Genomic DNA, 19,537 nt, shown 5'->3' with positions numbered 1-19,537 from the left:
GCGGCGTTTTCTGTTTTAAGAAAGGTTAAAAACCAATATAGTGATCCGAAAGCAATGCAATGAACAACGCCAAAAGATGATAGATAGAGAATTTAAACGTCTCCATCGCGGTATTTGGCTCTGGTGCATATTTTAGCTTCCATGCATGGTACATAAAGCCAACATTGAGTAGTAGCGAGGCAAAAAGATACACCACGCCGACCATACCAACCAAAACCGGTAGGACACAAACCAAAGTCAATAGCACCGTATACAACAGAATAGAAGTTTTGGTGTACTCAATGCCGTGTGTCACTGGCAGCATGGGAATATCTACCTTGCGGTAATCCTCGACACGATGAATAGCGAGAGCCCAAAAATGTGGTGGCGTCCAGATAAAAATGATCATCACGAGCAGCCAAGCATTCGCATGTAATTGCCCTGTTACAGCAGTCCAACCGAGAAGAGGCGGCATCGCACCGGCAATCCCTGCAATGACGATATTTTGGGGCGTAGCACGTTTGAGGTACATTGTGTATACCATCGCATAGCCGAGCAAACTCATCAAAGTCAACCATGCCGTCAGCGGGTTGACCATCGCATATAGAAGTACAAACCCTAAGACACCTAAAACTGTAGCGAAGGCTATCACCGATGATGGTTTAGTCTCACCCGATGGCAATGGTCGTTTGTGTGTACGTGCCATTCTCGCATCAATTCGGCGGTCAATTAGATGATTAAACGCTGCCGCAGACCCTGCCATCAGACCAATCCCCGTTAGGCCAACTACCGCCTGCAACCAGGGGAAATCATCAACCGGGGCTAAGCTCATCCCTACTACTGCGGTCACCAACATTAACGCCACCACTTTAGGTTTCGTTAACTTCAAATAAACGGAACTTAGTCGCTTTCGCCCATTTAACGACAGCGCGATTTCTTTACTCATAGCGAACTCCTTTCGCGGTGTAATTCCAAGCCGTTTTACCCTGCCACAAGTAAAACTGGCTAACACAAACGAGACTCAACATAACAGCGGCACCAAGGTTGTGCGCCACCGCGACATAGATAGGAAGTTGAAATACTACGTTGCTTACACCCAGCATAATTTGGCACACCAGAGTAAATAACAACCACCCTCCGATTCTCTGTGAATGATGAGAATCTTGCCTCATAAGCCCAATACTATAAGCCAATACCACGGTGGCGGTAACAATAGCGCCTATACGATGAGTGACGTGTATAGTCATTCTTGCCGGATACTCCAAGACACCAAATTCATAATTCTCGAATCCAGTTTGCCAGAAAGAAAACGCTTCTTTCCATGAGAGATGGCTCATCCAGTCTCCCTCACAAATCGGCAGTGTGGTACACATCAGCGCAGCATAATTTGACGAAGTCCATCCTCCAAGGAGCACTTGCACCAAAACAACCAGGAAAACCAACAATGAAAAGCCTCTCAGAGAGCTAGAAGATGGAGAGAAATAGAGATTGTTTTGCGCTTTTAATTGGCAGTAAAAAATCGCCTGTAACGCCAATAAAACAAAACCACCGAGCAAGTGAAGCATCACGATGACGGGCATTAACTTAAGAGTAACTGTCCACATTCCCAAAAGTGCCTGCCCAATCACCAATACGCTTAGCAACATCGGAATGGTTGAATTTACACGCTCAGACCTTACTGATATCGCTGCCATCGCAAAAATGACTAAACCTAACGTTCCTGCAAAATAGCGATGAATCATCTCAAGCCATGCTTTCTCATGCTCTACTGCCCGCTCGGGGAAGTTCAGGTTAGCACGTATGACGTCTTCTTCTTGATGCGGCACAGAAAAGTGCCCATAACAACCAGGCCAGTCCGGGCAACCTAACCCTGCATCTGAAAGGCGAGTATATGCCCCTAACATGATCACCACGAGAGTTAGGAGCAAACTGAATCTAACCAACTGAATTAATTTCATATGCACTTCCTCTAACCGACTCGTGACAGTTTTAAGAGCTTGCGTAAGTCCGCCAACATACCTTTATTCAATAGGACTAAGTCCTCATTTGGTTTCGGCGAGTAAGACATCACCAGTTGCCCAAGAGGATCAACGATCAACATTTGCCCAGGTTTCACTTTTGCGGTAACCAATTCATTCATTTGCATCGCTAACATCGATACTTCTATGGGATCTGAATGTTCAGTCTGCCAAACGACTGGCACTACTCGCTCTTGATACTTACCTAAAGCAACATGGCTTTGCTGAAGCAGGTAAAGCTGCTGTTTACATTCTTCAGTGCATTCGTTAGGCAATACATAAGCGAGTTGCCAACCATGGTCTTTGAGAGGTGACTCTTGACCAAGTTGCTCTAACGTCGTGTATGGTTCGACTAACTCGCCTCTATTGGTCACTCCGCTTTGATACCACCCTTGTGTGAGAATGACTTTTGCAATGACAGCGGGAAGCGCGAACGTACAAACCAGCGCAATCAACATTAGTCGTCCTTTGGTTACTTTAGATGTCATGCTTCACCTCCATGTGACGCAACTTTTTTTGCCAACGAACAAAAACAATTAAAGTCAGTAATAAGAAAACACCTGCCATTGAAAACCATTGAATCGAATAGCCAAAATGTTTGGCACTATTGAGTGGCAATGGATTCCAAGGAAAGTCATAGGGCCAACGAGTTAAATTGTCTGGCTGCAAGACTGCGGGCATAAGTTCAATATTCAGTAGCTGATTCAATTGCGCGATGTTTAGGTTTTGCACGCGAATAACATCGCCAACTTCCGGCATTAACTCTGAGCTCAGTGGATTAGTAGATTTTCGGTACAGGCGTCCTGTGATGAAAGTCGAATTATCGAGTTTGGTGACCGTTGGTAACATTGAGCGATCTGCTCTTCCCTCGACAAAACCAAGCTCCAATAACGCATAGGTACTAGGCTCATCGCTCGTCAATACAATCTGAAATGCTAAATATCCCACACTGCCTTGATGCGTTTGATTGTCTAACAAAATTACGGGAAACGCCTGAGGAACAACATTAACTTCCACTTTTTTCCCGAGGATACTTTCCTCTCGCCAGTCGTTGTCTTCAAGAACGACGCTTAGTGCTTGGTACGCACTATCCGCACGCGCGAGAATGGCTTGTTCCAATGCTTGTTTTTCTTGCCCTCTCTCAAACTGCCAAAAACCCAGTTTGACCAAAAGAGAAAACACAACCACAGTTAAACCAACTGCAACCCAAAACCGTTTCGATAGCCATAATTGTCTTGATAACAACAATGATGAAACCGGAGGTGCCATGTCCACCGTATTTCTATTCAAACTGACGCTTGTCCTTTTGCTGCTTTTCATTATCTTCAACCTCGCAAAAGCGCTTATCGAAATGGTTCGTGAAGACCCAGATAATCCTGAAAAAAGAGACAAACCCATGAGTCATTACTTAGGCCGTCGAGTCATGTTCTCCGCTTTGGTGGTCATCCTTCTGCTTATTGCGCTCAGCTCGGGTTGGCTAGCGCCAAACCCTCGCCCTTATTAGTCGGACCAAGAGTTCACAATGAGCCTAAAGTACGTAAACAAACACAAACAGACATAACCAAACCACATCCACGAAATGCCAATACCAGCTGCCCGCTTGAAAGGCAAAATGGTTCTTTGGCGAAAAGTGATCTTTAGCGATTCTGAACAGCAGCACGATTAAGAAGATAGTCCCAAGACAAACGTGTAAACCGTGGAATCCCGTCAACATGAAGAACGTGTTACCGTAAATACCGGACTGCAACGTGAGCCCTATGTCTTGATAAGCATGAACATACTCAACCGCTTGGTAATATAGGAAAAAGCCAGCAAGTACGATGGTTATCTCTAACCAAACAATCAGTGCCGTTCTTTTGTCTTGTTCAAGGCTTATATGCGCCATATGTAGCGTAATAGACGACAATAGCAGCAAGATAGTGTTGGTAAGGGGTATGCCCTGCCACGGCATAGCTTGTGTTGTTTCTCCTCCCGGCGTCAGTGTGAGTGGCCACATCGCTTCGAAGGTTGGCCACAGGACTTCGTTAGTCATGAAGTTATTATCTGCCCCACCTAACCAAGGCACAGAAATCATTCTGGCGTAGAACAAGGCACCAAAAAAGGCACCAAAAAACATCACTTCAGAAAAGATAAACCAGCTCATTCCTTGGCGAAAAGAACGAGTAATTTGCGAGCTGTATTTTCCACTCAGTGATTCAGTAATCACATTACTAAACCAACCAGCCAACATGTAAAGCAAGAACAAGAAGCCCACCGCTAGCACAATGCCACCAATGGTTCCCACTGCACCGTCACTTTGTGTCCCCTGGACGGTCATGCCTGCGCCAACAGCAACCAAAAACAGAGCAAATGCACCGATGATCGGCCAGCTACTTTGAGCGGGAACATAATATGTTCCTGGCTTGTTACTCATAATTTCTCTCCTTACTGACCAACCTTGGTCTGTATCTCTCTCCCTGAGTGGCTAAGAGCCTGTAGGAGGGGGAAGTTTATAGAGTGTGTAAGACAGCGTTAACGTGTGTATAGACTCCGGCAAGTCCGGTTCGATATAAAAAATCAACGGCATTTGAGCTTGCTGTTTACCATCCAGAGGCTGCTGGTTAAAGCAAAAACACTCAATCTTATTGAAGTAAGCAGCTCCAGTCCCGGGAGAAACAGAAGGAACGGCTTGCCCCACCAACTTCTGCCCGCTTTCATTAAATGCAAGGTATTCGGTTTGTACGACTTCACCTGGGTGAACATCCATCGAAATCACTTTGGGTCTAAACTCCCAAGGCATATCTGGGCTGACATGCGCCATAAACTCCACGCGAACAGTTCTGCTCATGTCCGGTTGCATACCTGTCGGTTGAATGGCGGCTACTTCACTTGTCTTTCCATTGATTCCCAGTGCGTCGCACATCACGTCATAAAGTGGGACCAGTGCATAGCCGAAGCCAAACATTAACAGGGTCGCCAAAAGCAACTTCACTGTGAGCTTCTTGTTTGATGGATTCGGTTTCATGTCACTCACCCCACTCTTTGCTAGTCAATCTCAGGCGGTGTAGTAAACGTATGATGTGGCGCAGGGCTTGGCACTGTCCACTCTAAGCCCTCCGCACGTTCCCACGGTTTTGCAGAAGCCTTTTCCCCGCCACGAATACACTTGATCACCAACCATAAGAAGATCAGTTGTGACAACCCAAATGCAAACCCACCAATTGATACTATTTGATTAACATCAGCAAACTGAATGGCGTAATCCGGTATGCGCCTTGGCATGCCTGCTAAGCCTAGGAAGTGCATTGGGAAAAACAGGACATTGACGGAAATAATTGAGCACCAGAAATGCCATAAACTCAGCTTGTGGTCGTACATATTGCCCGTCCACTTAGGTAGCCAGTAGTATGCCGCTGCCATGATCGAGAATACCGCACCAGATACCAACACATAATGAAAATGGGCAACCACGAAGTAAGTGTCATGATATTGGAAATCCGCCGGCACAATCGCCAACATCAGTCCCGAGAAGCCGCCAATAGTAAAAAGCACAATAAAGGCAATGGCAAACAACATTGGCGTTTCAAATGTCAGAGCTCCACGCCACATGGTGGCAACCCAGTTAAAGACTTTAACCCCCGTTGGTACCGCAATCAGCATAGTGCAATACATGAAGAAGAGCTCAGCAAAAACTGGCATCCCCGTGGTAAACATGTGGTGCGCCCACACAAGGAAAGATAACAATGCAATGCTGCACGTCGCGTAAACCATCGAATGATAACCAAACAGCTTCTTACCACTGAAAGCAGGCAGAATGGCGGAAATGATTCCAAACGACGGTAAAATCATGATGTACACTTCTGGGTGACCAAAGAACCAAAAGATGTGTTGGAACATTACCGGGTCACCACCACCAGCTGCGTCAAAGAAGCTAGTCCCGAAATATTTGTCAGTAAGAACCATGGTCACTGCACCCGCTAGTACCGGCATAACCGCGATCAACAAGAAAGCGGTGATTAGCCAAGTCCAAACAAACATTGGTAACTTGAACCAAGTCATTCCCGGAGCTCGCATATTTACGATCGTCACGATAACGTTGATCGCGCCCATAATGGAACTGATACCCATGATATGAACAGAGAATACAAACAGCGCAGTGCTATCCGGGCCATAAGTCGTGGACAGCGGAGCATAAAACGTCCAACCAAAATCAGGACCGCCGCCAGGTAAAAACAACGAGCTCAACAAGATGAGAAATGCAAAAGGTAAGATCCAAAAGCTCAAGTTGTTCATGCGCGGTAGCGCCATATCTGGAGCGCCGATCATCATCGGGATCATCCAGTTAGCAAGACCCGTAAATGCTGGCATCACCGCACCAAATACCATTACTAAACCGTGTACCGTGGTCATTTGATTAAAAAACTGCGGATCGACTAGCTGTAGCCCTGGCTGGAACAGTTCGGCACGAATGATCATAGCCATCGCACCACCTGTTAGAAACATCGCAAAGCTAAACCAAAGGTAGAGGGTGCCTATGTCTTTATGGCTTGTAGAATACAACCAACGAGTGATGCCCTGGGGTGCATGATGCTCGTGACCATCATCAATCGCAATGGTACTGTTCGCACTGGCTTCTGCTGGCGCAGACTTCACTGCCTTATCTATTGGCTTACTCATATTTCCTCCTTAGCACTGTCTTGTGCCTTAAAGGCATTCACATCGGATGCTTGCACTGTATCGCCAGTATCGTTGCCCCATGCATTTCGTTGATATGTGATAACCGCGCCAATTTCTTTGTCACTTAACTGATTAGAAAAAGCCTGCATTGCGGTGCCCGGGCGACCGTTGACAATAATATCTATGTGCTCTGTAACATCTCCGGTTGCAATAGGACTGCCTTTAATCGCGGGAAATGCACCCGGAATCCCCTCACCATTTGCCTGATGACACACAGCGCAACGCGCCGTGTATATCGATTCGCCTTGCGACATCAATTCGTCCATAGATAAGTCTTGAGAGAGCGCTTCTTGTGCCGCCGCTTTTTGAAGTGCGAGTTCTTCCTTCTTACTCGCTAGCCATTCATCGAACTTTTCTTCTTCCATCGCATGCACCACCACTGGCATAAATCCGTGTGCACGACCACATAGCTCCGCACATTGGCCGCGATATACGCCTGGCTCATCAATTCTTGTCCATGCTTCATTAATAAAACCTGGAATGGTGTCTTTCTTGACGGCAAAGTCCGGTACCCACCAAGAGTGAATAACATCATCAGAAGTCATCAAAAAACGCACTTTGCGATTCACAGGCAACACCAAAGGGTTGTCTACTTCCAGTAAGTAATGCGCGCCTTTAGCTTCGATTCCATCAATTTGTTTTTGGCTGGTGGCAAGCAAACTAAAAAACTCAACATCTTCACCAAAATAGCTGTAATGCCATTTCCATTGTGAGCCTGTGATCTTGACCGTGATATCCGATTGGCTTGTGTCTTCCATTGCTACTAGAGTTTTTGTTGCGGGAATCGCCATAGCGACAAGAATGATGATGGGTATGACCGTCCAAATAATTTCCACTTTTGTACTTTCATGGAAATGTGCGGCAACTGCTCCTTTTGACTTGCGATGACGGAAGATGGAATAGAACATCACACCAAAAACAATCAAAGCAATTACACAGCAGATATAGAAAATCAGCATATGTAATTCATACACTTGCCCACTTATCTCTGTGACCCCTTTTGTCATGTTGTAGTCATTTTCCTTTGACCAACCAAAAGAGGAAAATGTGATTAAAATCACATTCAGTGATAAGGCTAGAGTAGTCGTTAATCTTTTCAAAAGATCTCTCCTCTGCTCAGCCGCTACGCCTACGCGAGCTTCCTTGCGTCCCGATGCAAATATCGAACAACTTTACGAAAAATCACAAAAACTACGATTTCGACACGGTTTGTTATATTTATGTTAAAAGGCTAGTTATAGTTCCAAGGTTCTTCAAGAAATTAAATATGATTAAATTTTGTTCGGATAAGAAAAATTAATTCGGTTTATCGATTGCCCTCTTTGAAATGTAATTGAGAACCATTTACATTGATTTAAAAGAAAACATTGAGATACTTACCAAACGAAGTGTCCAAGAAAGTAGGCTCCCCCTACTAAGGAATGACTGATATGACAGCACTAATTACGCAATGGCTAGAACGAGACCCTGATCCTAAGACTCGTGAAGAGCTACAACACCTCGTCGATACGAACAATGAACAAGAACTTACTGATCGCTTTGGCTCACGCCTTGCCTTTGGTACTGCAGGCTTACGTGGCAAAGTGGGCGCAGGTCCAAACCGAATGAACCGCTTGGTGATTCAAGAGACCGCCACTGGTTTAGGGCACTATTTGCTTGAGCAAGTCAAAGATGCCGCGAGTCGTGGTGTCGTTATTGGCTACGACGGTCGTCCCGATTCAAAACAATTCGCGCATGATACCGCATCCGTACTGACGGCCCTTGGTATCAAGGTTTACCTAACGTATGACGTTGCAGCAACCCCAATTGTCGCGTTTGGTGTCCGTACATTGAATGCGGCGGCCGCTGTTGTTGTTACTGCCAGTCACAATCCACCAGAATACAATGGCTTTAAAGTATATTGGGAGAATGGCGCACAGATTATTCCTCCGCACGACTCTGGAATCGCAGCGAAAATTGATGACGCAACAACGAAGCCATTACCTTTAATGTCTCTCGATGATGCAAAACAGCACGGTTTGTTAGTTTGGTTGGAAGACGACTACTACCAAACTTACCGTAAGACAATGAATGAAAACGCGCTGCTTACTCCTGACAACAACACCGATATTTCTATCGCTTACACTGCGATGCATGGCGTTGGCGCGAATATGGCGGAAACGCTACTTGCCGACGCAGGCTTCCAAAAAGTGGCAAGTGTTAAGGAACAGCGCGAACCTGATGGAAGCTTCCCAACCGTCAACTTCCCAAACCCTGAAGAAGCCGGTGCAATGGATATGGTGATGGCGTTAGGTAAGTCCGTAGATGCCGATATCGCTTGCGCTAACGATCCAGATGCGGACCGTTTTGCCGTGGCAGTTAAACGCCCAGATGGCGAGTATCAAATGCTAACGGGTGATCAGGTGGGCTCACTGTTTGGCGATTACTTGTTGGAACAGCAACCTAACGCTTTGGTTGGCAACACCATCGTATCCTCAAGAATGCTGAGCAGCATCGCTAAGGCGCATGGCGCACAATACTATCAAACATTAACTGGCTTTAAATGGCTTACTAACGTTGCCATGGAACAAGAGACAGAAACCAACCCATTCTTGTTTGCTTATGAGGAAGCGCTCGGTTATACCGTGGGTAACAAGGTGTGGGATAAAGATGGTTTATCTGCAATCGTCGCGTTTTCACAGCTAACAGGCAAGCTTAAAGCGCAAGGCAAAACACTGTGGGATAAACTGGAAGAGCTGTACCGCGAGCACGGTTTCTACTTCAACGCACAACGCAGCATCGCTCTCGACCCGAACTCTCCACCAATCGGCGACAAACTCCGAGCAAATCCACCAACAGAGATTGCTGGTAAAAAAGTTGCAGTAACCGAAGATCTAAAAACATCGGTTCGCATGTTTGACGACGGCTCTGAAGAATCCATTGACTTACCGGCAAGTGACGTATTGATTTATCACCTAGAAGATCAATCACGCGTGATTGTTCGTCCTTCTGGTACTGAGCCAAAACTAAAATGTTACTACGAAGTCATCAACCTCTTCCCTGCGGATATGAGCTATGAGCAAGCACAGCAAGCAGCAGAAGCGAAGATGAACGAACTTATCGACGCGCACCAGCAAAGTTTGTAAGTCAAAGAGAAACATAGATATTTGATACAACAAGAGGCGCAAATTCGCGCCTCTTTTTTGATTTTCACTAGAACAAGTCAAGCTAACCCGTGCTTTCCCTAGCCTACAATTTCCTTTTGTAGAAAGTACTTGTGGATGCCCTCTGCAGGATAGCCTGAGTACTGCCCCACTTTCTCAAAACCCAATTTGAGATAGAACTCAAGAGCTTGAAAGCTGTAGGTATCCAAATAAACATGGGTAACCCCATGAGGCTTTACTTTTTGTTCTAGCATCGACATTAATTGACTACCGAGACCAGAGGTTCGACTTTCAGCGTCTACCCACAAAAACTCCACAAACACCGTATTTTTAAACATTTCGCCAGTCAAGCCACCCATGATCTTGCCATTCTCATCTTTTGCGAAACAGCCTACAGCATGCACTTCCCCTTCAGGTAAATGCAGTCGGTTATAAGATCGAATACCTTCACGAACAAAATCAAGGTCTGTTTGATCTGGATTTAAACAAAATTCAAGCTTCATATATCCTCTCCTTAGGAAACACCAATATCCTAAAACAAAAAGCCAGCAATTGCTGGCTTTCTGATGGAATATGATAACTTTACAAGGCGAAACTACTCAGCATCCACAACGCCAGAATAACAAACACTAACCCCATTAGTTTATGTTGATACGTGCGGAATTTTTCGTTCTCGAGCAGCCCTTTGCCCAATGTGCCTGCTAACCCAACAAGTAATAAATTGAATGACAAGCCAAGAACGTTCAACAATAACCCTAGCGCTAGCATCTGCTCACCGGAAGATGCCGTGATATTGCTTGAGACAAACTGCGGCAAAAACATTACAAAAAAGACCAAGGCTTTAGGGTTGAGCAAATTACTCATCAAAGCACGTTGATAATAAGTTGATGCCATTTTGTTTTGACCATCAAGCTCTGGAGCCGAAGATGCCTCAGCTCGTAAGCAGTCCCAACCCATTTTTAACAAGTAAGCGCCACCTAGTAGATGAAGGACTTTAAGGGCTATTGGGCTCATGGCAATCAGGGTAGATACTCCCATCGCAGCAAGCAAAGTAAGAATAACACCAGACGTCGCATTGCCTAAGCTAGCAAAAAGACCGACCTTCTTACCGTAACTCATACTAGAGCTCGCTATCAGCAACATATCGGGCCCTGGTAACAGCAACAAAGCCACTACTGCGGTGAGATAAACAGGAAGTACAGATAAATCAATCATGATGGAACCGCTTTTCTACAACAAGGCGGCGAATGTTATACCAACAAAATAACATCATCCAGCCCAAAATAGCCAAGATAAGTCAAAAAATAAAAATCATAGTTTGCCCAGTTGAAAAGTAGCAATCAATTCGCCTGTTTATCAAAATCGAATAGCAATTTTGTACAAAAATAAGCACGATGGATCCGTTACACTTCTAAAATGATTTTCTTGAGCAGACCGGATAAAGATGAAAGAAAAGAATAAGGAAATCGCTACCTTCAAGATAGCTCAAGAGCTCGGCGGTTTAGAACTTCTCGATGCAAAGTATGAGAAGCAGAATTTTTCACGCCATAGCCACGAAGGTTACACTATTGGTGTCATCGAAAAAGGGGCACAACAATTTTTTAGGACGGGCGGGAATCATATCGCGCCACAGGACAGCATCATCCTTGTTAATGCAGATGAAGTACACAACGGGCATTCAGCCTCGGAAGGCGGTTGGGAATACAAAGCAATGTACCCTGTACCTCAGCAGTTTCAAACTTTAGGACAAGAGCTTGGTTCACCAAATGTAGCTCTGCCCTATTTCCCTCAACCTGTGGTTTACGATCCTGAGCTGGCTAGTCAGTTACGATTGGTATTTGAAACACTAGAACAATCAGACAACCGTTTATTGAGAGAAACTTTGGTTTACGGCACGTTGATCAAGCTAGCCAGTAAACACAGCACTCATCGGGCACCACTGAAAGAGTCAACCAGAGCTCAGCGACAAGTGCAGCTAGTCAGAGAATTTTTGGAAGACTTTCCACAAACGGACGTCTCACTAGAAGAACTCGCCAAACTGTCTGGATTAAGCCCTTTTCATCTGCTGAGAGAGTTTCAAAAGCAATTTGGCTTTCCGCCTCATGCCTATCAAATTCAGCAACGTTTACGTATGGCGAAGAAGCTACTAAAAATGGGACAAAAAATTTCAGACGTGGCACAAGAATGCGGCTTCCATGATCAAAGCCATCTGCATCGACACTTTAAAAAAGCCATGGGCGTCACTCCCGGCCAATACGTCCGTCACAACTAAAGCAGCAATATTGTACAAGGCGTTATGCGACTACCGAGCTATCTTGGTAATCTGATTTAGGAATAAATAAGAAGAAACTATGGACCACACTTTGCCGTTACAAAAAGAATCAAAAGCCACGCTATTTTGGCAAGGTACACTTGCGATGATGCCTCTGAGTATCGCAGTGCTCCCTTGGGGCTTACTCGCAGGCTCATTCGCAATTGATACTGGGCTTCACCCTTTGGAAGGACAAGCACTATCCGCCATTCTGTTCGCAGGTTCTGCACAGCTCGTCGCGATGGGTATGATTAAAACGGGAGCAGGTCTAGTGACCATGTTACTGACAACGTTTTTTATCACCTCTCGACACTTCCTCTACAGTGTATCGATGCGCAGTAAAATTGCACCGCTCCCTCTAAAATGGCGATTATCACTCGGCTTCTTACTTACTGACGAGCTGTTTGCGATTGTAGGCCACCATTCCGATAAACAATTTAATCGCTGGTATGCACTTGGGGCTGGTCTGAGTTTTTACCTGTTTTGGAATGTCGCGACATTGACGGGCATTATTGCGGGAAGTCTAATCCCTGAACTGAACGAAATGGGTTTGGAATTTGCTGTAGCCGCTACTTTTATCGCGATAGTAGTACCCACCATTAAAAATGCAGCGGTGCTCGCGAGTGTTATTGTGGCTTTGGTGAGCTCAGTTGCCCTAACCTATTATCAAATTGAGGGAAGTTTGATGATTTCGAGCATTTTAGCCATGCTTACTGGTTACTTTGTGGAACAAGTAAAGGAGAAACGCTAATGATCATGTTGGCTATTTTGCTGATGACGGTACTTGTTTTCACCAGCCGCTACTTGTTTTTAGAACCCAAGCTACCATTGCGATTAGGGACGCGCACTCAAAAAGTACTCAATTACGCTAGCCCCGCAGTACTGACTGCGATCTGGGCACCGATCGTTTTCATTCCCGATGGGGAGCTCAGCGTCAATGTGCAAAACCCATTTTTACTGGCTGCCGTACTGGCTGCTTTAATCGCGTATTTTACTAAAAATGTTCTTTTAACGACGGTTATCAGTATGGTGGTATTTCTCGTTCTACGAATTTGGCTTTAATCCGCCAACCACTCAATCTCCAACAAGGTGACATCGCCACACTTTAATCGACCAAGGAAGATGTCACCTTCATGTACCTCACCAACGCCCTTTGGTGTACCAGTCATCACTACATCGCCATCTTGAAGTGTTGTGTAACTGGTTAATTCATCCAGGATACTTAGCGGCGGATAGAGCATTTGGTTAACGTGACCTTTTTGTACACGAACACAGTTAATTAAGAGCTCAAGGTTAAGATCATTGATATCAATGTTTTCCAAAGAGACAAACCGACTAAACACAGCAGATCCATCAAATGCCTTAGCACGCTCCCACGGCAACCCCTGATTTTTAAGCGAGGATTGCAAACCACGCTTGGTCAGATCCAATCCCAAACCAACCGCTGAATAACGTCCATCCTTGATCAAAAAGCAGATTTCAGCCTCATAATGAAGGGGCTCTTGATGGAATGAACGCAGAGTTGTTGATACGGAAGTTGCGGGTTTATTAAATACCACCATTTGCTCAGGCATTGCATTATTAAGCTCATGAATATGTTCAACGTAATTTCGTCCAACACAAAGCACTTTACCCACTTCTACTTTCTTTTCTTCAACTTGAATAACACTCATCATTCTTCCCTGCAAAACAAAAATCCCATCATAATCTAACCTATTGACTTAACGACACTAAATAGCAACCTCTAGTGTAAAAAATAAGACATTCACCCCGTTTTGAGTTTTGTATCATCTAATTGAAACAGCAAAGTATTTGTAAAACAAATAGACAAAAAGCCAGCACGAGGCTGGCTTTAGATCAATGAGCTTGAATAATAGTTCTCGCTAAACCCTATTATAGGTAGTAACGAGCACCTAACGCCCATTTGTCATCAGTTTCACGACCATTGTCGTCATTTAGGTCAAACTGGTAACCCGCGTAACCAACAAATTTAGGCGTGAAGTTGTATTCTGCTTGTAGTGCCATTTCTTCACGAGCAGTTTCTGTTTTAGAGCTCTTAAACTCTTTACCTTCCACCATCTCATAGTTAACACTCAAGTTTAGGCTGTTTGCTAGAGCGTATGCGATGATCGCTTCGTACGCATCACTTTCTTCTAAACGGTCGCCTTTTGCACTGAAGTTCATGTTTTCGTTTGAACCATAAACCGCAGCAAGGAATAGGCCTTGGCCGTACGCACCGTAAGATGCTGATACAACGTGTGATTCCGCCGTGTGCTTACCTGCATATGCAGGGTGCTGGAAATCACCGCCATTGTATGAGTAACCGATTTTAGCGCCCATGATTGAGTAAGAAAGCGCAGCTTGCACACGGTCATCGTATTTAGCACCGCCAGTTATAACTCCAGCATCGTTGCGCGTGTAATCATCGTTTGCACCCTGCCAACCAAGACCAAAGTTGATCACACCCGCTTCACCCAGCTCGATGGCATTACGGTAAGAAAGCATTTTATCCGCACGGCCAGTGCCAAGGTTTCCATGATCGTCATAGATGAAGTCGTTGGCAAACGCGATTGGCATATCTGCAATACCTGCGACATCGTAGTAAGGTGACCATTGCGTACCACCTACTGCACGACCATAAACCTCATGTGTTATACCTAAGTAACCTAGACGAGTTTTAAACGACTCTTCACCACCGTCTAAGTAGTTTAGCGCCCATTCACCACGTGCGTCTGCGGTGAAGCCATTACCCAAATCCTGTGTCGCAGAGATATTGATACGAGGAGAGTTAGTACCCACATCCGTGTCACCTTGCTCTGATCCATTTAAATTAACAGAAACGTGGCCGCCCATCGAAAATGTTGTGCCATCGTTATTATATAGTTCCACTGCAACTGCTTGAGTACCGAAGGTTGCTGCCGCGATTGCCGCTGCTAATAATTTTTTATTCATTTCTAAATCCATTACTTATTAGTTGGTTAGTCAGTTTTAGACCCGGCTTTGGTTCACTTTCGTAAAAACGAAATGATGAACAAAGAGAGGAATACAAAGGCTATCCGAGGCATCGTTTCCACCAGATTAGTTTTACCTTTGTGTAACAACTGCCGACACTTTATTTGATTAGTTCCTGACAACCGAGTGAAAAGATCTCAGACAAAACCTAAAAAGCAATCGTTTACTTAGCCTTCAAGAAATCGAGAAATAAAAACCTTACAATAAGAAATGCTTTAGAGAGAGTTAGCTCACAAATAGCTGATGATTCGCTATTTTTAGGCCAAACTTCCCTGCCAAATTGAAATGTTTACTTACATTTAGGGTCAAGAAGCAATTCAGGAACTTTTTGAAAAAAACACAGTCTTTAACGGAGAGGAAAAAACCTCAAAAAAGATAAACCTTTCTTTTTATAAGTGGTATGAGAAGGGGCACTTATTCTTGCCAGCAATAAAAGTGCAATCAAATCATAACTTAACAGAAATCTATCTTTCATTTTCAGCCTTTACCTTAGCGTCATCAACACATCGGGCAAGAAAGCCCATCGATTACAACTAGGGTAATAAGAAAATGAAAAAGGCAGCACTAACTACTGCAATTCTTACAGCATTGGTATCAGCACCATCATTCGCAGCAACTGTATACAAAAACGACGGTACTGAATTAAAAGTTGGCGGCCGCGTTGAGTTTCGTGGTGACTTCATCGGTTCAGACGGTGCTGAAGTTGAAGGTTCTATGGAAGATAAAAGCCGTGCTCGTCTTAACCTAAAAGGTAAAACAGACATCGGCAACGGTCTTTCTGCTTTCGGTGTTTACGAAGCCGAACAAAAAACGGGCAAGAGTGAATTCAAAAACCGCTACATGTATGCAGGCGTCGACTCTGATATCGGTGCTTTCTCTGTAGGTCGTCAAGACATGGCTGCAGTCATCATCTCTGACATGACGGATATCACTGAATTCTCTGGTGTTCAGCAAGTTATTGATTCGTCTTCTGATAAGCAAGACAGCGTTTTCGCATACCGTGGTGCGTTTGATGCACTACAACTTCAAGCAACCTACCAAGCAAACTCTAGCGATAACGAAGATAAATACGGCATCTCTGGAATGTACTCACTACCAATGGGCCTCGACTTTGGTCTTGCATACTCTGGTGGCGATGTAGATAAAGATAACTCTGAAGATCAAATTCTAGGTGGTATCGCTTACTCGATGGACAACCTTTACCTAGCAGGTACTTATTCTCAAGGTTCCCTGACTGACTCTGAAGACTTTACGGCTTACGAGCTAGTCGCAAGCTACAAAGTAGCAAGCAAAGTGACACTTGCAGCTCTATACACAGCTCAAGAGAATGATCCAGACAACGGTTCAAAGTACGACACCGTTGAAGGTATCGAGCTTGTTGGTTACTACAAACTAAACAGCAACTTCCGTACTTACCTGTCTTACTACATCAACCAACTTGATGAAGCAAAAGATGCAACAACAGGTCTAGTAACAGAAGGCGAAGATACACTGCGCCTAGGCGTACGTTACGATTTCTAATTCACTCTTGTCCTAAGAGCGAGTCCACTTGGCCAGCACCTTTGCTGGCCATTTTTTATTTAACCCAACACAACTCGATAAGTTTTCACACTATCCAAGCATCGCTCAGCAATGAAAAACGAGCGTAACGACGCCTACTTCTGCCCTCTTTTAATGCGATTGATCACTAAGTTAGTGCATTTCATCTAATCGACAACATAGAAAAACCAAAAAACCATTTAAAATCAAACATATAAAAGCTGGCACGTGTTCTGCAATATTATTTATGCAAATGCATGGCAGCGTTTGTGCTTCTCGTTCTTTGTACCTGTTATAACAGGCACGTCCTTTGAATTGGTAATGTCGCCTCCCTCTGGGAGGCATTTTTTTATTGGCGCGAAAAACAATAGGACGTATGATCCCGCCACCTCTATCAAACTGGAATTTTTCAATTGAATCATCATCCTGTTCAAGGTGCGTCCTGGATGCTAACAGCTGGCTTGGCATTCGCCATAGTGAACAGCTTCGCCCAAATTGCTAGCATCAACTTTGGTGTCTCCTCCACCACATTTGCGTTATTCCAATATGCAATCGCCTTATTTGTTATTCTGCCCTACCTACGTACACTTGGGATTAGACGTTCTTTAAGAACCCAACACTTTGGCTGGCATGCATTCCGCATTTTTCTCTCTGTTATCGGGATTCAACTTTGGTTATGGGCTCTCGCTTACCCAGTTCCAATTTGGCAAGGTATTGCACTTCTCATGACCTCCCCGTTATTTGCCACAGTTGGTTCTGGCTTGTTACTCAAAGAGAAAGTAGGTACTGCACGCTGGCTCGCTACATTGACGGGGTTTGTTGGTGCCATGATCATTCTTGAGCCTTGGGCAGACTCATTTACATGGGCGACCCTGCTCCCTGTTGGCGCCGCATTTTTCTGGGCAGCGTATTCATTAATGGTTAAAAAAATGTCGGTAAACGATCCGCCTTCAACCATGGTTGTCTATTTATTACTGCTGATAACGCCATTTAATATCTTGTTAGCGATACCGACGTTTACTATGCCAGATACGTGGACGATATGGGGTGTGCTTTTAGCCGCAGGTGCACTTACAGCACTCGCTCAATGGGCTATCGTTAAAGCATATGCAGTAGCAGACGCCTCATTTGTGCAACCATTTGATCACGCCAAACTGCCTTTGAATGTTGTTGCTGGTTGGTTGGTGTTTGGTTGGGTGCCTCCTGGTCGTTTATGGTTAGGTGCTGCGATTATTATTGCATCTATTGCGTTTATTACGCATTGGGAAGCGAAAAAGACAAAGTTAGTTGAAAGAAAAATCTAATTTAAAAGTTCTATATTTTCAGGAAAGGAAATGAGGAACCCATATGAGTCAACCAATCAAAATTACACTGTATCGCTGGGCTGGTAGTTGGGGCCCATTCAAAGTCAATATTCCTTGTGGTGAATGTACATTAACCAAAGATATTTTAAAGGATACTTTTGAAAACGAACTAGCCGATGTGCCCGTTGAACTTGAAGTAAAAGATTGGTTATCGCACTGGTGGGAACCATTAAAAGCTGGTGCTTGGCATGCACCCATTCTTCTTGTCGAAGGGAAAGTTATCAGCCAAGGAGAAGCATTGAATCGGGGTGTGCTTGTACAGTCTGTTATTGCTGAGTGGGTAAAACGCGATGAGCTAAAAGGCAACATTGTTTATGGTAAAGCAACTTGCCCTTACTGTGTCAAAGCCAAACAATTACTTGACGAGGCTGGCGTTCAGTATGAGTACCATGATGTAGTTAAAGACAGCGCCGCCTTATACCGCATGATTCCTGAAGTAAAAGCCATCATTGGCGAAAAAACACCGGTAACAGTGCCGCAAATTTGGTTAGATGGAAAATATGTTGGAGGCGCTGACGATTTAGAAAAGTGGTTATCAGCAAAGGGGCTAGATAAAGTGCCTAACAATGTTGTGGAGATACCAAGCCAATCCGCGTAATTCTAGATTTAAATGTCATCAATCTTTGAGTAGCGTTTTGCCAATGTTGTGCAATATGTTGGCTACTTACTAACAACAAAACAGAGAAAAGCAAAAAGCCCTGATTTTTCAATCAGGGCTTTTTAAATTATTTCGCCAGTTTTTTAATAACACGAGCAAAAACAGAAGCTTTTTTCTTCTTCGCTTTACCGTAAAGCGCTTTGTGCATCGCGTCTTTTGCAATCATCTGGCCAATATAAGCACCACCAAGTTCGTTACCCATGACCTTCTCCTGAATGTATTGACTTAACTATGTTGTAATTTTACACCACAATTAGATAAAAACAAGACTCCAGTCACATTTATTTTGTAATTAACTTTCAGTTTGATTTTCGTGGATTTCTTGAAATGAGCGTCTATCGCTTAGGTTGTTGGTATGTTTTACCCGCTGCGACGTACGTATCTTTCTGTTTGATTTCAAAGAATGTTTCAAAGAACCACGCAGCAAACTTGATCAAGTGATCGCCTTCATTCATGACGTGCTCTACGTATTCTTGCTCTTCTCCGGACTCATCTTCTTGAGTGGTAATATGGTAAATACGTTTCTCACCATCAACTTCTGCAAGGCCAAACTGACCCGTTAGGGATTGCGCCGCTTGTGCAACTTCTTCTTCCTCACACGCCTTCAAGATTTCAAGTGCCTTTGGCATGCTTTCTTGCTGAGTAATTTCTTTTACCAGTGTTTCAAATTCGTTCTGTTGCATTCTTTCACCTAACGATTAGAGATCGGATAGCCATTGGGCAGAAATGTATTCCAAGCTTGAGAGAAGTATCAAGGTTCGCCCTCTTCCTTTCAAACCAAGTCATTCAGTATACAC

Annotated in this window: 22 protein-coding genes; 8 read left to right on the top strand and 14 right to left on the bottom strand. The window is 44.4% G+C overall.

From position 1 onward, the window contains the following. Window positions 1-25 precede the first annotated feature (25 nt). Genes cyoE through R8N28_RS00945 form a run of 4 tightly spaced genes read right to left on the bottom strand, consistent with a single transcriptional unit; the run spans window position 26 to window position 3,266 of the window. Entirely contained in the window at window positions 26-925 is a 900-nt protein-coding gene (gene cyoE / locus R8N28_RS00960; protein WP_005375639.1) for a heme o synthase, read from the bottom strand. Further along, a complete protein-coding gene (locus tag R8N28_RS00955; RefSeq protein ID WP_017635865.1) occupies window positions 918-1,937 on the bottom strand; it encodes a COX15/CtaA family protein in 1,020 nt (339 codons plus the stop codon). Before R8N28_RS00955 ends, cyoE begins: the two co-directional genes overlap by 8 nt. A gap of 11 nt (window positions 1,938-1,948) precedes the next feature. Beyond that, window positions 1,949-2,485 carry a hypothetical protein gene (locus R8N28_RS00950; protein ID WP_025768462.1) on the bottom strand — a complete coding sequence of 179 codons (537 nt, stop codon included), beginning with the start codon at window positions 2,483-2,485 and terminating at the stop codon, window positions 1,949-1,951. Then, window positions 2,475-3,266 carry an SURF1 family protein gene (locus tag R8N28_RS00945; RefSeq protein ID WP_053307841.1) on the bottom strand — a complete coding sequence of 264 codons (792 nt, stop codon included), beginning with the start codon at window positions 3,264-3,266 and terminating at the stop codon, window positions 2,475-2,477. Before R8N28_RS00945 ends, R8N28_RS00950 begins: the two co-directional genes overlap by 11 nt. Between R8N28_RS00945 and R8N28_RS00940 the strand changes: the two genes are divergently transcribed. After that, entirely contained in the window at window positions 3,265-3,501 is a 237-nt protein-coding gene (locus tag R8N28_RS00940; protein ID WP_005391169.1) for a DUF2909 family protein, read from the top strand. The two genes, R8N28_RS00945 and R8N28_RS00940, sit on opposite strands and share 2 nt — an antisense overlap. A 24-nt stretch (window positions 3,502-3,525) precedes the next feature. Here the strand turns inward: R8N28_RS00940 and R8N28_RS00935 are convergent, their stop codons facing one another. Genes R8N28_RS00935 through coxB form a run of 4 tightly spaced genes read right to left on the bottom strand, consistent with a single transcriptional unit; the run spans window position 3,526 to window position 7,813 of the window. Continuing rightward, the gene (locus R8N28_RS00935) at window positions 3,526-4,410 is read right to left on the bottom strand and encodes a cytochrome c oxidase subunit 3 (RefSeq protein WP_005385214.1); all 885 of its coding nucleotides are present in this window, start codon (window positions 4,408-4,410) and stop codon (window positions 3,526-3,528) included. Between the two features lie 51 nt (window positions 4,411-4,461). Then, window positions 4,462-5,001: a cytochrome c oxidase assembly protein gene (locus R8N28_RS00930; protein WP_005385211.1), complete on the bottom strand. Its 540-nt coding sequence runs from the start codon at window positions 4,999-5,001 to the stop codon at window positions 4,462-4,464. 20 nt (window positions 5,002-5,021) lie between these two features. After that, window positions 5,022-6,653 (bottom strand): cytochrome c oxidase subunit I, encoded by a 1,632-nt coding sequence (gene ctaD, locus R8N28_RS00925; protein WP_017821601.1) that lies wholly within the window; start codon window positions 6,651-6,653, stop codon window positions 5,022-5,024. After that, on the bottom strand, window positions 6,650-7,813 hold the full coding sequence (gene coxB, locus R8N28_RS00920; RefSeq protein ID WP_053350487.1) for a cytochrome c oxidase subunit II: 1,164 nt from the start codon (window positions 7,811-7,813) through the stop codon (window positions 6,650-6,652). Before coxB ends, ctaD begins: the two co-directional genes overlap by 4 nt. Window positions 7,814-8,143: 330 nt before the next feature. On the opposite strand from coxB, the gene R8N28_RS00915 reads away from it, so the two are divergent. Continuing rightward, window positions 8,144-9,838 (top strand): phospho-sugar mutase, encoded by a 1,695-nt coding sequence (locus tag R8N28_RS00915; protein WP_017821603.1) that lies wholly within the window; start codon window positions 8,144-8,146, stop codon window positions 9,836-9,838. A 98-nt stretch (window positions 9,839-9,936) separates the two neighbouring features. Here the strand turns inward: R8N28_RS00915 and R8N28_RS00910 are convergent, their stop codons facing one another. Together R8N28_RS00910 and R8N28_RS00905 are read right to left on the bottom strand one after the other, a co-directional pair. Continuing rightward, a complete protein-coding gene (locus R8N28_RS00910; protein ID WP_005375519.1) occupies window positions 9,937-10,359 on the bottom strand; it encodes a GNAT family N-acetyltransferase in 423 nt (140 codons plus the stop codon). A gap of 79 nt (window positions 10,360-10,438) precedes the next feature. Further along, window positions 10,439-11,071, bottom strand: coding sequence for a LysE family translocator (locus tag R8N28_RS00905; protein WP_005375522.1), 633 nt, complete (start codon window positions 11,069-11,071; stop codon window positions 10,439-10,441). Window positions 11,072-11,300: 229 nt separating this feature from the next. Between R8N28_RS00905 and R8N28_RS00900 the strand changes: the two genes are divergently transcribed. From R8N28_RS00900 to R8N28_RS00890, 3 genes are all read left to right on the top strand, one after another. Next, on the top strand, window positions 11,301-12,128 hold the full coding sequence (locus R8N28_RS00900; protein ID WP_065275398.1) for an AraC family transcriptional regulator: 828 nt from the start codon (window positions 11,301-11,303) through the stop codon (window positions 12,126-12,128). A 79-nt stretch (window positions 12,129-12,207) separates the two neighbouring features. Continuing rightward, entirely contained in the window at window positions 12,208-12,918 is a 711-nt protein-coding gene (locus tag R8N28_RS00895; protein WP_005375526.1) for an AzlC family ABC transporter permease, read from the top strand. Further along, the gene (locus tag R8N28_RS00890; protein ID WP_005385193.1) at window positions 12,918-13,229 is read left to right on the top strand and encodes an AzlD domain-containing protein; all 312 of its coding nucleotides are present in this window, start codon (window positions 12,918-12,920) and stop codon (window positions 13,227-13,229) included. The genes R8N28_RS00895 and R8N28_RS00890 overlap by 1 nt, the downstream gene beginning before the upstream one ends. On the opposite strand, the gene R8N28_RS00885 is transcribed toward R8N28_RS00890, so the two are convergent. Then, a complete protein-coding gene (locus R8N28_RS00885) occupies window positions 13,226-13,840 on the bottom strand; it encodes a fumarylacetoacetate hydrolase family protein (protein ID WP_082240193.1) in 615 nt (204 codons plus the stop codon). The two genes, R8N28_RS00890 and R8N28_RS00885, sit on opposite strands and share 4 nt — an antisense overlap. Window positions 13,841-14,060: 220 nt before the next feature. Next, entirely contained in the window at window positions 14,061-15,119 is a 1,059-nt protein-coding gene (locus tag R8N28_RS00880; protein WP_042521502.1) for a porin, read from the bottom strand. Window positions 15,120-15,728: 609 nt separating this feature from the next. On the opposite strand from R8N28_RS00880, the gene R8N28_RS00875 reads away from it, so the two are divergent. The 3 genes from R8N28_RS00875 (at window position 15,729) to R8N28_RS00865 (ending at window position 18,680) form a co-directional block, all read left to right on the top strand. Beyond that, entirely contained in the window at window positions 15,729-16,700 is a 972-nt protein-coding gene (locus tag R8N28_RS00875) for a porin (protein ID WP_005375535.1), read from the top strand. A 464-nt stretch (window positions 16,701-17,164) separates the two neighbouring features. Further along, window positions 17,165-18,022 carry a DMT family transporter gene (locus R8N28_RS00870; protein WP_005375542.1) on the top strand — a complete coding sequence of 286 codons (858 nt, stop codon included), beginning with the start codon at window positions 17,165-17,167 and terminating at the stop codon, window positions 18,020-18,022. 43 nt (window positions 18,023-18,065) lie between these two features. After that, complete coding sequence (locus R8N28_RS00865) at window positions 18,066-18,680, top strand: glutaredoxin domain-containing protein (protein WP_053307846.1); 615 nt, start codon at window positions 18,066-18,068, stop codon at window positions 18,678-18,680. A gap of 127 nt (window positions 18,681-18,807) precedes the next feature. Here R8N28_RS00865 and R8N28_RS00860 read toward each other — a convergent pair whose 3' ends face one another. After that, window positions 18,808-18,942 (bottom strand): hypothetical protein, encoded by a 135-nt coding sequence (locus tag R8N28_RS00860; protein WP_017635854.1) that lies wholly within the window; start codon window positions 18,940-18,942, stop codon window positions 18,808-18,810. Window positions 18,943-19,075: 133 nt separating this feature from the next. Continuing rightward, complete coding sequence (locus R8N28_RS00855) at window positions 19,076-19,423, bottom strand: hypothetical protein (protein ID WP_005375501.1); 348 nt, start codon at window positions 19,421-19,423, stop codon at window positions 19,076-19,078. Between the last annotated feature and the right edge of the window lie 114 nt (window positions 19,424-19,537).

Source organism: Vibrio sp. Vb1554 (assembly GCF_033344235.1).
Note: the sequence above shows the minus strand (reverse complement) of the source record. Positions and strands in the feature narration are given on the sequence as shown.

Excerpts from the sequence above, each read along its gene's own strand:
- cyoE (WP_005375639.1), bottom strand. The coding sequence starts at position 925 with ATGAGTAAAGAAATCGCGCTGTCGTTAAATGGGCGAAAGCGACTAAGT.
- R8N28_RS00955 (WP_017635865.1), bottom strand. The coding sequence starts at position 1,937 with ATGAAATTAATTCAGTTGGTTAGATTCAGTTTGCTCCTAACTCTCGTG.
- R8N28_RS00950 (WP_025768462.1), bottom strand. The coding sequence starts at position 2,485 with ATGACATCTAAAGTAACCAAAGGACGACTAATGTTGATTGCGCTGGTT.
- R8N28_RS00940 (WP_005391169.1), top strand. The coding sequence starts at position 3,265 with ATGTCCACCGTATTTCTATTCAAACTGACGCTTGTCCTTTTGCTGCTT.
- R8N28_RS00945 (WP_053307841.1), bottom strand. The coding sequence starts at position 3,266 with ATGGCACCTCCGGTTTCATCATTGTTGTTATCAAGACAATTATGGCTA.
- R8N28_RS00935 (WP_005385214.1), bottom strand. The coding sequence starts at position 4,410 with ATGAGTAACAAGCCAGGAACATATTATGTTCCCGCTCAAAGTAGCTGG.
- R8N28_RS00930 (WP_005385211.1), bottom strand. The coding sequence starts at position 5,001 with ATGAAACCGAATCCATCAAACAAGAAGCTCACAGTGAAGTTGCTTTTG.
- ctaD (WP_017821601.1), bottom strand. The coding sequence starts at position 6,653 with ATGAGTAAGCCAATAGATAAGGCAGTGAAGTCTGCGCCAGCAGAAGCC.
- R8N28_RS00915 (WP_017821603.1), top strand. The coding sequence starts at position 8,144 with ATGACAGCACTAATTACGCAATGGCTAGAACGAGACCCTGATCCTAAG.
- R8N28_RS00910 (WP_005375519.1), bottom strand. The coding sequence starts at position 10,359 with ATGAAGCTTGAATTTTGTTTAAATCCAGATCAAACAGACCTTGATTTT.
- R8N28_RS00905 (WP_005375522.1), bottom strand. The coding sequence starts at position 11,071 with ATGATTGATTTATCTGTACTTCCTGTTTATCTCACCGCAGTAGTGGCT.
- R8N28_RS00900 (WP_065275398.1), top strand. The coding sequence starts at position 11,301 with ATGAAAGAAAAGAATAAGGAAATCGCTACCTTCAAGATAGCTCAAGAG.
- R8N28_RS00895 (WP_005375526.1), top strand. The coding sequence starts at position 12,208 with ATGGACCACACTTTGCCGTTACAAAAAGAATCAAAAGCCACGCTATTT.
- R8N28_RS00890 (WP_005385193.1), top strand. The coding sequence starts at position 12,918 with ATGATCATGTTGGCTATTTTGCTGATGACGGTACTTGTTTTCACCAGC.
- R8N28_RS00885 (WP_082240193.1), bottom strand. The coding sequence starts at position 13,840 with ATGAGTGTTATTCAAGTTGAAGAAAAGAAAGTAGAAGTGGGTAAAGTG.
- R8N28_RS00880 (WP_042521502.1), bottom strand. The coding sequence starts at position 15,119 with ATGAATAAAAAATTATTAGCAGCGGCAATCGCGGCAGCAACCTTCGGT.
- R8N28_RS00875 (WP_005375535.1), top strand. The coding sequence starts at position 15,729 with ATGAAAAAGGCAGCACTAACTACTGCAATTCTTACAGCATTGGTATCA.
- R8N28_RS00870 (WP_005375542.1), top strand. The coding sequence starts at position 17,165 with ATGCTAACAGCTGGCTTGGCATTCGCCATAGTGAACAGCTTCGCCCAA.
- R8N28_RS00865 (WP_053307846.1), top strand. The coding sequence starts at position 18,066 with ATGAGTCAACCAATCAAAATTACACTGTATCGCTGGGCTGGTAGTTGG.
- R8N28_RS00860 (WP_017635854.1), bottom strand. The coding sequence starts at position 18,942 with ATGGGTAACGAACTTGGTGGTGCTTATATTGGCCAGATGATTGCAAAA.
- R8N28_RS00855 (WP_005375501.1), bottom strand. The coding sequence starts at position 19,423 with ATGCAACAGAACGAATTTGAAACACTGGTAAAAGAAATTACTCAGCAA.